This window comes from Tolypothrix sp. FACHB-123, from assembly GCF_014697075.1.
Taxonomy (GTDB): Bacteria; Cyanobacteriota; Cyanobacteriia; order Cyanobacteriales; family Nostocaceae; genus Aulosira.
In genome coordinates this window covers 134,132-148,376 of record NZ_JACJRE010000001.1, presented here as the reverse complement: position 1 = coordinate 148,376, position 14,245 = coordinate 134,132, and the positions used below count along the sequence as shown (strand labels likewise).

Annotated in this window: 10 protein-coding genes; 6 read left to right on the top strand and 4 right to left on the bottom strand. The window is 39.9% G+C overall.

Annotated elements, in window-relative coordinates; all coding sequences use genetic code 11:
* The first annotated feature begins 99 nt into the window (after positions 1-99).
* Both H6G41_RS00520 and H6G41_RS00515 read left to right on the top strand, forming a co-directional pair.
* Positions 100-954, top strand: coding sequence for a DUF72 domain-containing protein (locus H6G41_RS00520; protein WP_190742612.1), 855 nt, complete (start codon positions 100-102; stop codon positions 952-954).
* Positions 955-1,421: 467 nt separating this feature from the next.
* Positions 1,422-1,883: a hypothetical protein gene (locus H6G41_RS00515; protein ID WP_190742610.1), complete on the top strand. Its 462-nt coding sequence runs from the start codon at positions 1,422-1,424 to the stop codon at positions 1,881-1,883.
* Positions 1,884-1,966: 83 nt separating this feature from the next.
* On the opposite strand, the gene H6G41_RS00510 is transcribed toward H6G41_RS00515, so the two are convergent.
* The 3 genes from H6G41_RS00510 to H6G41_RS00500 form a co-directional block, all read right to left on the bottom strand.
* Positions 1,967-3,088 carry an amidohydrolase family protein gene (locus H6G41_RS00510; protein ID WP_190742608.1) on the bottom strand — a complete coding sequence of 374 codons (1,122 nt, stop codon included), beginning with the start codon at positions 3,086-3,088 and terminating at the stop codon, positions 1,967-1,969.
* A 194-nt stretch (positions 3,089-3,282) separates the two neighbouring features.
* A complete protein-coding gene (locus H6G41_RS00505; protein WP_190742605.1) occupies positions 3,283-3,795 on the bottom strand; it encodes a L,D-transpeptidase in 513 nt (170 codons plus the stop codon).
* 23 nt (positions 3,796-3,818) lie between these two features.
* Entirely contained in the window at positions 3,819-4,481 is a 663-nt protein-coding gene (locus H6G41_RS00500) for a bifunctional 4-hydroxy-2-oxoglutarate aldolase/2-dehydro-3-deoxy-phosphogluconate aldolase (RefSeq protein ID WP_190742603.1), read from the bottom strand.
* A gap of 82 nt (positions 4,482-4,563) precedes the next feature.
* Here H6G41_RS00500 and H6G41_RS00495 point away from each other — a divergent pair, with 82 nt between their 5' ends.
* From H6G41_RS00495 to H6G41_RS00485, 3 genes are all read left to right on the top strand, one after another.
* Complete coding sequence (locus H6G41_RS00495; RefSeq protein ID WP_190742601.1) at positions 4,564-5,028, top strand: CYTH domain-containing protein; 465 nt, start codon at positions 4,564-4,566, stop codon at positions 5,026-5,028.
* A 360-nt stretch (positions 5,029-5,388) separates the two neighbouring features.
* Positions 5,389-6,066: a Coq4 family protein gene (locus tag H6G41_RS00490; RefSeq protein ID WP_190742599.1), complete on the top strand. Its 678-nt coding sequence runs from the start codon at positions 5,389-5,391 to the stop codon at positions 6,064-6,066.
* Between the two features lie 385 nt (positions 6,067-6,451).
* Positions 6,452-7,618 carry an alpha/beta hydrolase gene (locus H6G41_RS00485; RefSeq protein ID WP_190742597.1) on the top strand — a complete coding sequence of 389 codons (1,167 nt, stop codon included), beginning with the start codon at positions 6,452-6,454 and terminating at the stop codon, positions 7,616-7,618.
* Between the two features lie 32 nt (positions 7,619-7,650).
* Here the strand turns inward: H6G41_RS00485 and H6G41_RS00480 are convergent, their stop codons facing one another.
* Positions 7,651-8,016, bottom strand: a complete 366-nt coding sequence (locus H6G41_RS00480) for a type II toxin-antitoxin system HigA family antitoxin (RefSeq protein ID WP_190742595.1) — start codon at positions 8,014-8,016, stop codon at positions 7,651-7,653.
* Positions 8,017-8,696: 680 nt separating this feature from the next.
* Here H6G41_RS00480 and H6G41_RS00475 point away from each other — a divergent pair.
* Positions 8,697-14,135, top strand: a complete 5,439-nt coding sequence (locus tag H6G41_RS00475) for a phytase (RefSeq protein ID WP_190742593.1) — start codon at positions 8,697-8,699, stop codon at positions 14,133-14,135.
* Positions 14,136-14,245: the final 110 nt, after the last annotated feature.

Below are 14,245 nucleotides of genomic sequence, written 5' to 3'. Positions count from 1 at the left end.
TTTCACGTATTTGCCCGATATCTATCGTCAGGGCACAGCAATGCCTGTGAACTTACCAAGGTATTGGTATCATGATTAAAGTGAAATAGTATAAAGCTCGTGAATTTCTTTATTGGGTGTGCAGTTTGGGCGTATAAAGGATGGGTGGGGGAACTTTACCCACCAGGTACTCGCACAGCTGAGTTTCTTTCGCTTTACAGTCGGCGGTTTACAACTGTTGAGGGGAATACTACTTTTTACGCTATCCCTAACCAAGAAACTGTGGCGCGTTGGGTAACAGAAACACCCCCAGGTTTTGAGTTTTGTCTGAAATTACCGCGAACTATTACCCATGAGGGTTTGTTGCAACCTCAGATTCCGGCGGCTTTAAAGTTTCTGGAGGGAATGCAACTTTTAGGTCAACGTCTTGGGCCGATATTTGCTCAATTACCACCGAGTTACGCACCTAAATTAATGGCAGATTTGGTGAATTTTCTAGAAGCTTGGCCGCATAAGGTAGCACCGCTAGCTTTAGAAGTTCGCCATCGCGATTGGTTTACAGAACCTCATGCAAGTAATTTGACAGCGTTGTTAGAAAGTCTCAATGTGGGTAGAGTTTTGTTAGATTCACGCCCTATCTATACAGGAGATGATGACCCCCAACTGCAATCGGAACGACGCAAACCCAAATTACCTGTACAATTTAGCGTCACAGCCCCTTTTAGCTTGATTCGATTTATTTCTCATCCAAATTTATCTGTTAATCAACCCTTTATGGAAGAGTGGGTGATGCAGATTCAACAATGGTTACAGGCGGGAGTGCGAATTTATTTTTTTGTTCATTGTCCAATAGAAGAGCGATCGCCTAACACAGCGCGTCACTTTCAAAATTTGTTAGAACAGCATAGTGTCGCCGTTCCGCCTCTACCTTGGAATCAAATTGAGCGATCGCCTAATCAACTGAGTTTATGGTGACTATCTGATTTCAAATTCTTCAGATGCAACTAGATTATTAAGTTTTTCTATGCAATCTATCGAGTTGAGCCGAATCAATTAGCAATTACTCTTAATAATTGCTAAATTTACATAAAATATTATACCAAGACACGAAAATTAAATAATAGATTCAAATCTATAAACCTAGTATTTGTAAGGCTTTAGGAATTATAAACTAATATTAACTACGCAAATTCAGGATTTTTTGACTTTTGCAATATATCTCATAGTTGCAAATTTTCAAAAGATGGATAATGGTAATTACACACTTTTGTGTTCCAATACTATTCTTTCTATTTTTTTACAAAAAAGGGGTGATAACCCCCTTGGCAAAGGGATAACATAATTATATGTATCCTAATAGTAACTGACAGAAAAATATCATCTGTTAGTATAGAAAGAATGGGAGAAAAACTCAGGGAGCAGTTACACCAAAGGAGGTAGAGATGAGTCGTCTACTTTATGAGAACTCAGTGTCATATAAAGGATATCTCATCATTCCATTTGTTTTTGGTAAAGCCGATAATTACGAAATCTATTCCTATAAGTTATTGGCAGAAATTGGCAATCAAAGCCAATTTCACAAAGCAGAAAATCCAGCAAAAATTTACGGTAGTAACATTGGTAATATCATTGATATTGCCAAGGAGCATATTGATAAACATGCAGATTTTATCAACTGCGGAGATAGTTTTAAATCTCGCTATATTTACCGTAACAATTTGATAATTGTTTCTCAACAGGAGGGTAAATATTTTTATGACCATTACCCACCAGAGTTGCTGAATAATATTGCAGCACCAAAATTATTTAAATCAGAGTTTGAGTGTCTAAGTTGGATTAAACAAGGACTAGAAGGTCAATATAAGGGAATTGACCGCCAATATCTTAGACCAAGAGCAAATTAATAATTTCTCGATGTAAACTCTGTTGGCTGTTAACTGTTAAATCCGGACTGTTGACAGCCAAAATTTAGCAAGATTTATATTTTTCACAACTGAGGGCTATACAGAGATAAAGCATTTTCGCGTAAAATTGCCCTAGCGATCGCAAATGCTTCATCCCCTGTTAAATCAGAATTTTGAATTGCTTGGTCTAGTACTTCTGCTAATAATTGACGCCCCCATTTAGCGCCTAAATAATACAACTCTGGAATTGAGTGTGCATCGGAAGAATACATTAATTTAGTAGTTGGCGTTAATTCCAGTAATTGTCTGATGGCTTCTCGCATCCCTGATACACTCAAAGATGGTATTGCCAAGCCAAAATCTAAATAGACTTGGGGATAGACAGAAGCTAAATATCCAGCTTCCCGCATATAAGGGTAAGATGCATGTAGTAATACCAGAGGTGCATGACGATACTGGGGTTGTTCTAAAAGCGATCGCAAATTTAGAGGATTAGCTAATCGCAAATCTAAATCCGGATCGCCAAAGCCTGTATGTAATTGCACTGGTAACCGATATTTAGCTGCAACTAATAAAGCTTGTTGTAACAAAAAATCAATTAGGGGTTTATCAACTAAACGTAGTGGTTGATGATTTAGCTGTCGTTTAATTTCGTCAAAGCGAGATGCTGCAACTTCAAAAGTCACAGGTTGCACGTTCAAACCAGTACGATAACAAACAATACTCTTAAAGCCGACAACTCCCGGTGGTGGCGGATCGATTTCACCGTGAAACCGGGCGAGAAAAGCAGCAAAATCTTCTATTTGCGGAATTAGTTGTTCTGCTAGCACCTCCAAACGCAGAATTCTGCGGACAGGAATCAATTTTTCATGCCATGACAGCGGTAAAATACTTTCCGAGTCTAATCCATCATCCAGATAAATCGCTTCCAGATTTGCCCTACGAAAATAAAGTTGGGTGAGGTTTTCTAATCCTAAACTTTCTCGCCGCGCTGCGATCGCGCTTTCCTGAGGATCGCATTCCAATAAAGCCGCAATTTCTCTCAGACTACGCCGATAAAATAAAGTATGTCGGGCATGATGATTAACTATCTCTTCGTCATAGCCTTCTGTAAAAGCCGCAGCATAAGGATAACGCGCCGCCACCTCCGGACGCAGTAAATTGTGGGCGTGTTGATCAATTAAGGGAATGTCAGCCAAATTCATAATAATTAGTCAGTTGTCAGTTGTCAGTTGTCAGTTGTCAGTTGTCAGTTGTCAGTTGTCTTCCTTGTTTTCCTTGTCTCACTACTACTTGCTACCATGCCCAATGCCCAATGCCCAATACCCCATGCCCAATGCCCAATGCCCAATGCCCAATGCCCAATGCCCAATGCCCAATGCCTAATGCCCCATGCCCATCACTTATGAATAAAGACTGCTGTACCTACTGATGCCCAATCAAATAACCATTTAGCATGATTTGGGGCAACATTTACGCAACCATGACTGACGGGAGTACCAAACCTGCGATGCCAATAAGCACCGTGAATTCCGTAATTACCTTGGTAAAACATTGCATAAGGAACGTTGGGAACATCGTAGCCTCTACCCCGCATTCTAGTAGATTTGAGTTTGGTTTGAATTTTAAAAGTCCCAATGCGGGTAGGGGTAGCTTTTTTACCTGTGGAAACAGTAATTGCATAAACAGGTGTTTTACCTTCCCAAGCTATTAGCCGTTGTTTTGCCAGATCGATTTGAATCCAGCGTTTTTCAGATTGTTTTAGTGTCTCGATGCTTTTGGTATTTGTATTATCTTTTGCTTTAGCGGCAACTTCACCCATTTCTGAATTCGCTACAATCGCAGAGATGGTTACACTTGCAAGTATGATGCCTAGGCGGCGCATCAATTGATGATTAATCAAGCTTTTCATCGTAAATATACATAGTAGGAAGCTTAGGGCAAAGTTTCTGTTTTTACCCTAAAGTACCCTAACTGTTGTATCAATCTTTGCACCTGTTCGGCAATTGCCTGCCAATTTCCCTGATGCACTAAATGCTTGGGAAATAATTGACTGCTCAAACCAACTGCGATCGCACCTGCTTGTAAAAATTCCTGAGCATTCTCTAGATTTACCCCCCCTGTGGGGATTAAGGGAATTTTGCCTAACGGCCCTTGCAGGCTTTGAATATAATTAGCTCCGCCCATTGCTTCTACTGGAAATACTTTGACACAGCTAGCGCCATGATTCCAGGCGGTAACAATTTCTGTGGGTGACAGCGCGCCGGGAATAATTGGTACATCTTGCTCTACAGCGGCTTGAATCATGGGTAAATCAACATGGGGTGTGAAGAGAAATTGCGCCCCAGCGGCGATCGCATCTTTTAACTGTGCGACGTTAAATAAAGTACCCGTGCCAATTGTACAATGTGGTAATTCCTGACGGAGTTGGCTAATTAATTGTCCAGCGCGATCGCTATTCCAAGTAATCTCAATTAGTTGCATTCCTGCACCTGCAACAGTCAAAGCCATTTGCTGTGCTAATTCTAACTTTGACGCCCGGATAACGGCGATCGCCCGGTGTTGTTGCAATTGTGATAACCAAACTAAATTAGACATTCTGAAATCATAGAAAATTGGGAAAAACTCCAGTTCTCAACTTGGATTAGGTTTATATATATTACAGTCTCAGTAAATAACAATGGCAGCAGAAATAGAGCGCAAGTTTTTAGTTAAAGGCGATAGCTGGCGAAAGCTAGCCCAAGGTAGCCGATATGTTCAGGGATATATTTCTACAGCGAAACAAGCTACTGTTCGCGTTCGCATCGTCGGAAACCAAGGTTACTTAACCATTAAGGGGCAGAGTGTCCAATATACCAGGTCAGAGTATGAGTACTCTATCCCTGTGGAAGATGCCCAGGAAATGCTCGATACTTTATGCGATCGCCCTTTAATCGAAAAAATGCGCTACAGGATAGAATATGGTAATTTGCTTTGGGAAATCGATGAATTTCATGGTGTCAATCAAGGACTAATCGTTGCAGAAGTTGAACTCAGTGATGAACAACAACAGATTGAACTACCAATCTGGATTGGTGAAGAAGTTTCACATGACGCCAAGTATTTCAACAGCAATTTAGTTAAACATCCTTTTTCTGAATGGTAACTGTTGATGGTTGACGGTTGACTGTTAACGGTTGACTGTGATGCGATCCTGCGGAGAAGCAAGCTACGGGTAGCGTCCCGCAGGGAAGTGTTGACTGAGAATAAATCTTGAAAATGAACGATAATAGGTCAATCATCAATATAAAGCCTTTTTTGTACTAAAATTTGCAAATTTTCGGCGTTAATTGTCTTGAAATATGGTTTCGTAAGAAATCGCCACTCAATTGTGTGTAGTCACTACTGGAATTTTTGATTGAGAACAACCAATTCTCAAAAGTCTTCGTATCTTTCTGGAACAGCAGCAATTAGGGATGTTCAGAAATAACTTGATTGTATTCACTGATGACAAGAGGATGACATAATGTCAAAAACCAAACTAGAAATTCCCTTAACAGAACAAATTAAGGCACTAAATAGCTTTTGCGCACTCACACAAGGTTCAGCAATCTTTGAAGCAATTTATGATTTAGATGCAATTCTGGCTAAAACAGAACTCAGCGAAGTTTCTGTGGAGTATCTCAAATCACAACCAGAAGTTGCAGCAATTATTCAAGAACGTTATTTAGCAGATGTACCAGATTTAGAGAAACTTCTCACCTATCCAAAAGATTCTCTGGGTTATATCTTTGCAGCTCATCTTACAGCTAATCATTTTGACCCAGTATTTTATCGCCAACGACAAGTCAAAGATGATATTAGCTATGTGAGTTTACGCCGCAGTCAAACCCATGACATTCATCATATAATTACAGGCTTTGCAACCGATCCGGCTGGAGAACTAGGTTTACAAGCCTTTCAGCTAGCACAGATGCGATCGCCAATTGCGATCGCCATTATGACCGCAGGTATAATTAGTAGCTTAAATCAAACAAATGAACTGACAGCCAAAATGCAGCAAATCATTCTGGGTTGGCAAATGGGACTTGCAGCCAAACCTTTCATAGCGCAAAAATGGGAAGAACATTGGCAAAAATCCCTCAAACAATGGCGTAGTGAGTTGGGAGTTCAGCCAGCTAATCAAAATTTTGCCGCAGCTTGAGATCCATTTGCGACCAACAGGTTAAGGTTTGTGGCTAACGTTATCTCATCCATAGAGAACCTTAACTCATTTGCGACCAACAGGTTAAGGTTTGTTATTAACGTTATCTCATCCATAGAGAACCTTAACTCATTTGCGACCAACGGGTTAAGGTTTGTTATTAACGTTATCTCATCCATAGAGAACCTTAACTCATTTGCGACTAACGGGTTAAGGTTTGTTATTAACGTTATCTCATCCATAGAGAACCTTAACTCATTTGCGACTAACGGGTTAAGGTTTGAGGAAAGTTCTGCAAGTGAAACATCAAAAACCTCGCACATAGCAGCTATCGGAGTGCGGAGATAGTTTATGACTTGAGTTAACCAATAAATAAGGCAAAAATATGCGATCGCGGTTAGGGTTAATTCTCAGTGTACTCGGACTATTTTTAAGTAGCTGGATTATCGTTCCGGCTCCTAATTTTACCTTGCTACCTCTAGCTGTGGGTAGTCCAGAAATCAGCCCTATATTAATAATTGCTAATTTAATTGCCCTATTACTGTCATTTCCTACTAAAAAACAGCGTTTAATCAGTCGTTTTGCCATAGGCTGTAGTTTAATCGGGATTCTCATCAGTAGCCTGCCTTTATTACAGCTACCTAATACAATTCAACAAGCAGATGCACAAATGCAACCTTTATTGAGCAATCTGCAAATTCCGGCTGATTTACAACCCAAACTGCGCCGTCATCCCTTTGTGTTAGCTGATTTATTTACCGGATTACCAAAAACCAAAGTCCGCCATTATCAACAAAATTTTGCTGCTGCTGATGGAACTCCCCTAGATCTCGAAATTTATCAGCCTCTAACTACTGGTAAGCATCCGGCGATTGTCACTATTTATGGTGGCGCATGGCGTAGCGGTGAACCCACACAAAAAGCTACATTCAATCAATATATGGCAGCGCAAGGCTATACAGTAATGGCAATTGACTATCGCCACGCACCTCGATATCGCTACCCCGCACAAATTCAAGATGTACAAGCTGCATTGAATTTTATATTGCAACAGGCGACTAATTACGAGATAGATTCTAGCCGCATTGCAATAATGGGCTGGTCTGCGGGAGCGCATTTAGCATTATTAGCCGCATATCAGCCAGATAATACCCCCATTCGCGCAGTAATTAACTATTATGGCCCGACAAATTTGTTACAAGGCTATAAAGAACCACCATCACCTGACCCTATCAATACCAAAGCTGTTTTAACAGCCTTTTTAGGTGGTTCTCCTGAGGAGGTGGAAACCCAGTATAAATTGGCATCTCCGATAAATTATGTAAAATCTAACTTACCGCCAACATTATTAATTTATGGCGATCGCGATCATCTCGTAAAGCCAATTTTTGGTCAGCAACTATATCAGCGTCTCCAAGCTAAAGGTAACACAGCTATTTGGATTAACATTCCTTGGGCAGAACATTCCTTTGATAGCGTCTTTCCAGGTATAAGTAATCAAATTGCCCTATATTACACCGAAAGGTTCTTAGCTTGGGCGTTGCGGGAATAAGAAATGAATAACGATTAAATCGTTAAAAAAATTTAAATAAATAAACTAGGAGAAACCTTAAAATATTCACCCAATGCTTTAGCTTGTGCTTTACTAATCGAACGTTTACCGTTGACAACTTCAGACACGACACCACTTGAACCAATAATTCCTACTAAATCCGCTTGACGAGTTCCGCTTGCTTCCATAATATGCTGAAGAACTTCATGAGGTGCAGATTTTTCCATTGGATAATTTTCTGTCTCATAAGCCTCAATCAATATTACCAACAACTTGTTTAAGGCTTGTTCTTCTGTGGTACGATTTTTTTTAAAAGTTAGCTGTTCAACTAATTTTAAAACACGTTCGTACTCTTCCTCTGTTTCTATTGCTACAGGCACAACTTCTGCTCTGTTCATTAAATAGAAATCAATTAATCTTATGCTCTCATTTTGAGAGTTATATGTCAAGCAAGGTCATACAATATTCGATATTATCCAAATTAATTTTATGGTTATAATCTGAAAACACAAAATAACTTTAGTATAGAAAAGCTTTTGGCATTTTGTCACAAATTTATAAGTTATACGATGCCTTAATTAAGACATTATTGATACTGAATTAATCAAATTTACAACAAAATAATATAGCAATCCTCAGTGATTTGTGAAATATTACAAGCAGGGTTGTTGACTGTGAACGGTCAACAGTCAACAGTCAACAGTCAAAACCGATATTTTCGCAACTGAAATAGGATTGCTATATATTTTTATTAATCGTAAAAATTAGCATTTTCATACTGCTAATAACTGCATAGTATTCCACATAACAGCTTAATACTTAAATTTTAATTAGCAAATCCTGATAATTATTATTATTTAACCTTGCCCTAGCGATTTCTTAACGTTACCAAGATAAGTTGAACTACTGAAATAGATATTAATTATATAGATATGACTGAGTATGAGGATGAAATCAAGCCTCTGCGTGAGGCTAATTCATATATTTATTCAGCCAATACCAAACTAAAAAATTTATAGTTTATTGCCTTAAATACTTTCCTATTCTCTCAATCTAGAATTCACCTCAGTACTAACCTATGGTAACCACAAACACAATTCGCTTTTCGCAATTCAATGCTTCCCTAAACCGGAATGCTGATGGTCAGCTAATTACTGATTTATCTACACCTAATAATAATCAGCCAAAAGTTGTTGCCGAAATTATCCAGCGCAACAATCCCGATATACTATTAATCAATGAATTTGATTATTTCCAAGGAAATCCTTCACAGGCGGTGCAATTATTTCTGCAAAATTACCTGGCTGTAAGTCAAAATGGTGCAACTCCTGTTAATTATCCCTACTTTTATATCGCCCCTTCAAATACAGGGATTGCTTCGGGTTTTGATTTAAATAATGACGGTAAAGTTGTCACAACCCCAGGCGAAAGTGGATATGGCGATGATGCTTTGGGATTTGGTAATTTTCCCGGTCAGTTTGGGATGTTGCTACTTTCTAAACATCCTATTGATACTGCCAATATCCGCACCTTCCAAAATTTTCTGTGGAAGGATATGCCAGATTCTTTACTTTCTACAATTTCAATTCCTAATTCTAATACTCTTTGGTATTCTTCAGAAGAACAAAACGCTTTACGCCTTTCTTCTAAAAGTCATTGGGATGTCCCAATTAAAATTAACGGTGAGACAATTCATGTTCTCGTGAGTCATCCCACACCACCCACCTTTGATGGAAGCGAAGACCGCAACGGTAAGCGCAATCATGATGAGATTCGCTTTTGGGCAGATTATATCACCCCTAGTAAAGGTGATTACATCTATGATGATGCGGGTAAAAAGGGCGGGATTACTGCTGGTTCTAGCTTTGTGATTATGGGCGACCAAAATGCTGACCCCGTAGATGGTGATAGTTACGACAATGCTATCCACCAACTATTACAGAATCCTGGTATCAATACTAATGTCATTCCTAGCAGTCTTGGCGCAGCACAACAAGCGACTTTACAAGGTGGTGCAAACCTCAATCAAAAAGGTAATGCAAGTTTTGATACCGCAGACTTTCCTGATACTGCACCTGGTAATCTGCGGACTGATTATGTATTACCCTCGGCTGATTTAAATGTTAGCAATTCCGCAGTGTTTTGGCCTGTAAATACTGACCCGAATTTTCCTTTGGTAGGTACTTTTCCCTTTCCTAGTTCCGACCATCGTTTAGTATATGCAGATGTGGAAGTGGGCGCAACTACACCAGGGAAAACGATTCCTGAGGTGGAATTTTTGGGAGAAGCTACATTCCCAACAGGCTTTATTCCCTCTGGGGAAGCGGGAACAGTCAATGGTACATCAGCGGTGTTGGGTGGCTTATCTGGTGTCGCCTATGATGCAGCTAAAAACCAGTTTTATGCAATTTCTGACGATCGCTCTCAATTTGCACCCGCCCGATTTTATACTTTTACTACCGACCCTGAGAACATCGCCACAGAAGGGGTGACTTTTACCGATGTTACACCCCTCAAAGATGCTAATGGAGATTTATTTCCACTCAACACCATCGACCCAGAAGGGATTGCATTAACTAACAATGGTACAGTTTTCGTATCTTCTGAAGGTGAGGTAAATATTAGCGCAGGTCGTGTCAGCAATCCCTTTATTAAAGAATTTTCCCTCACTACGGGGCAAGAAGTCCGCAGTTTACCTGTCCCCACTAAGTTTTTACCAGTAGTTGAGGACACTAACGGTAACACTATAGTAGATGCTGGCGATACCCAAAAAGCAGGTGTATATAATAATTTAGCTTTTGAAAGTCTAACAATCACACCTGACCAAAAAACCCTATTTACCGCCACAGAAAACGCTTTATTTCAAGATGGTTCAAGGGTTACCACTACAACCGGTAGCCGATCGCGGATTTTGCAATACAATTTGTTAACGGGACAGCCTGAAAAGGAATATCTTTATATTACAGATGCATCTGTTACCCCAAACCCAGCAACAGGCTTTAGCGATAATGGCTTAGTAGATTTATTAGCTATTGATAATCGGGGTACATTACTAGCTGTAGAACGTTCTTTTGCTCAAGGTGTCGGAAATACAATTAAAATTTACGAAATTACTCTGCAAGGTGCAACGGATATTAGCAGTATCGACTCCTTGAAAGATTTCAGCGACACTGAATTAGCGGCTATTCAACCAGCGCAAAAACGGCTAGTCTTGAATTTAAATGACCTAGATTTGCCGAATGGTACAGATAATATCGAGGGTATAGCTTTCGGTGCGAAATTAGCGGATGGTCGTCAATCTATCGTTTTGGTCAGTGATAATAACTTTAATCCAGCCCAATTTACGCAAATTTTGACTTTAGATGCAGATTTAGTCCCTACCGCAGCGCCAAAAGTCGAAACTCGTCCGGATTTATTGGATGATGAGACATTACCAACAGACCAGCGTGCGGATGCTGATGACCCTGCTATCTATATTAATGCTAACAATGCGGCTGATAGTCTAGTTCTTACCTCAGTAAAAAATGCTGGACTGCGAGTGTATGATTTGTCTGGGAATTTATTGCAGGAAGTAAATCCTGGTGGAATTCGCTACAACAACATTGATTTGCAATATGGTTTTGAATTAGGCGGGGAAAAAATAGATATTGCCGTAGCAAGCGATCGCGGAAACGATAAACTAGCAATATTCAAGATAAATCCCAATCCCACCACCCCCGGTAAATATCTTGAAAACATTACCGATAGCAGTTTAGGGACAATTTTCCAAGCACCACCCTTTCTTGCGCCTTATTCCTCATCTTCTCGCAGTTCCTACGGACTAGCTTTATATCGCAGTCCCATCACTAATGATTACTATGTCTTTACCAGTCGCCGGGAAACTGGAGATGTAGCCCAGTTTAAACTAATTGATAAAGGTAACGGTAAAATCGGCGCGGAACGAGTGCGGGAATTTACCATTCCTTCACCCTCCGACCCTGAACGTTCAGCACAAACAGAGGGAATGGTTGTAGACCAAGAAACCGGTTTCCTCTACATTGGACAAGAAGATGTGGGGATTTGGAAATTTCAAGCCGAACCCAACGGTGGTAGCACTGGCAAATTAATTGATAAAGTTAAAGGCTTAGGTGGTAGTTACCTCACCGATGATGTGGAAGGATTAACTATTTACTACGGTAAAAATGGCACAGGCTATTTATTAGCATCTAGCCAAGGTGATAATACTTTTGTTGCTTACACACGTGAAGGAAACAACGATTATTTGGGTAACTTTGCAATTGGTAGTAATGGCGCAATTGATAGTGTCCAAGAATCAGATGGTGCAGATGTGATTAACGTACCCCTTGGCCCTAATTTTCCCTATGGTTTATTTGTCACTCAAGATGGTTCTAATGAACCAGCAAAATTAGTTGAAGATGAAGGCGAGTTTGAAAATATCAACTCTAACTTTAAGTTAGTACCCTGGGAAAATATCGCTAACGCCTTACCTACACCTTTAAAAATTGACACCACTAGTTACAATCCTCGCAATCCTGTTGCTCAACCAAAACTCACTATATATGATTTTGAAAACCTACCTAAATTAGGAACCACTTCCAAAGGTGAAGATATTTTCTTAGGTGGTTTTTCTGGGTTATATTTTCAAGGCGTTGCCCCTAATGGTAACCTCAAATTTGTTACCCACACAGACAGAGGCCCCAATGGCGAACCCGTGGGTGCAAATCGACCATTTTTATTACCAGATTTCCAACCAGAAATCGTTAATTTTGAACTCAACCGCACCACCGGCGAAATTACAATTACTAAGCGTACCGGGTTATTTCGCCAAGATGGTAAAACCCCATTAACCGGACTACCAAATTTACAAGCTGGGGCGAATGGTACAGCTTATACTGATGAAATTGGTGTTGATTTAGATAATAATCGCCTACCTAACGATCCTTTAGGTGCAGATTTAGAGGGAATAGTCGTTACCAAAAACGGTGATTATTGGATGGTAGATGAATACCGCCCCGCAATTTACCATTTTGATAGTAACGGTAAATTAATTGAGCGATTTATTCCCAAAGGAACTGCAACTGCACCTAACCCAGATCAAAGCGCGGGTACTTTTGGAACTGAAGTATTACCAGAAGTTTACGCCCAACGTCGCAATAATCGCGGTTTTGAAGCCGTAGCTTTGGAAGGTTCTAAACTCTACGCCTTTATTCAAAGCCCAATCGATAACCCCGATGTCGCCAATGATGGTACTTCTAAAGCTTCTCTGAATTTGAGAATTTTAGAATTTGATATTAATAGTAAACAGGTAACAGGGGAGTATTTATATCTTCTTGAAGGTTTACCTGCAACTGACAAAATTGGCGATGCAGTTTCCTTAGGTAAAGGTAAATTTGCAGTTGTAGAACGCGATGATAATGGCACATCCGCCGGGAATAAATTAATCTTCCAAATTGATTTAAAAGGTGCAACAAATATCAATAATCCTGCTAACTTTAGTTTGCCAGCAGGTAAAACCATTGAACAACTAACTGCGGCAGAATTAGCTACTGCCAAAATTACGCCTGTAACCAAAAGCTTAATCGCTAATGCGGCACAGTTGGGTTACACCGGGGTAGAAAAATTAGAGGGTTTAGCATTAGTTGCACCCAATACTTTAGCCTTAATTAATGACAACGATTTCAACGTTACTGGTAATAGTCCGGCGGAAAGATTAGGAATTTTAGAATTACCTAATAACATCGCTGTTGTGAAACCTAATATTCAATTTGGTTCTAGTGATAGCGATACCATTAATCTTCAGCCTGGTGAAACTCTATTTACAGGAAACGGTGCAGATATTGTTGAGGCTACCAAAGAAAATACTATTAACACTGGTAACGGTGATGATATAGTATTTGCGGGTAGTGACTCTTCAGTATCCACCGGTAATGGGAGCGATCGCATTTTTCTTGGCGCTAATGAACCTGCAAAAAATACTGATGTAGATGGTGGTGCAGGTAACGACGAAATCACCGTAATTGAAGCTAATGGCCAGAATAATCTATTTGGCGCGGCTGGTTCCGATACCCTGGAAGTAATCGAAGGTTCTCGTCAATCCCTCTTTGGTGGTTCCGGTAACGATTCCCTGACTAGTAACGGTAACAATAACCGACTTTACGGCGGTTCCGGCGATGACAAACTCTTTTCTAACACCAATGACACCATAGTAGGTGGCGATGGTGATGATATGTTATTTGCTGGTTCTGGTGGTGGTAATCGCCTGACTGGTGGTACTGGTACCGATCAATTTTGGATTGCTAACGCTAGTATTCCCACTAGTAAAAACATTGTTACCGATTTTACCCTAGGAATTGATGTAATTGGCATTGGCGGTATTGGATTAACTCAGTTCAGCGAGCTAACTTTACTACAACAGGGTAGTGATACCTTAGTGAAAATCGGAAATTATGAGTTAGTTTCATTACTAGGAATCACCGCAAATACCCTTGCAGCAAGCAACTTTACCTTCATTGCATAAAAATACATCCCATAGCAGATAAATTATCAGGGCACAACATTGTTGTGCCCTTATATCTATTTTGTCAATTAATTTTATTTTGGGATAGTAAAATCGATAACTAACTTGGT

What these genes read in the sequence shown, in the direction of transcription:
- H6G41_RS00475 (WP_190742593.1), top strand. Translation starts at nt 8,697, where the DNA reads ATGGTAACCACAAACACAATTCGCTTTTCGCAATTCAATGCTTCCCTA.
- H6G41_RS00490 (WP_190742599.1), top strand. Translation starts at nt 5,389, where the DNA reads ATGTCAAAAACCAAACTAGAAATTCCCTTAACAGAACAAATTAAGGCA.
- H6G41_RS00485 (WP_190742597.1), top strand. Translation starts at nt 6,452, where the DNA reads ATGCGATCGCGGTTAGGGTTAATTCTCAGTGTACTCGGACTATTTTTA.
- H6G41_RS00510 (WP_190742608.1), bottom strand. Translation starts at nt 3,088, where the DNA reads ATGAATTTGGCTGACATTCCCTTAATTGATCAACACGCCCACAATTTA.
- H6G41_RS00515 (WP_190742610.1), top strand. Translation starts at nt 1,422, where the DNA reads ATGAGTCGTCTACTTTATGAGAACTCAGTGTCATATAAAGGATATCTC.
- H6G41_RS00500 (WP_190742603.1), bottom strand. Translation starts at nt 4,481, where the DNA reads ATGTCTAATTTAGTTTGGTTATCACAATTGCAACAACACCGGGCGATC.
- H6G41_RS00480 (WP_190742595.1), bottom strand. Translation starts at nt 8,016, where the DNA reads ATGAACAGAGCAGAAGTTGTGCCTGTAGCAATAGAAACAGAGGAAGAG.
- H6G41_RS00495 (WP_190742601.1), top strand. Translation starts at nt 4,564, where the DNA reads ATGGCAGCAGAAATAGAGCGCAAGTTTTTAGTTAAAGGCGATAGCTGG.
- H6G41_RS00505 (WP_190742605.1), bottom strand. Translation starts at nt 3,795, where the DNA reads ATGAAAAGCTTGATTAATCATCAATTGATGCGCCGCCTAGGCATCATA.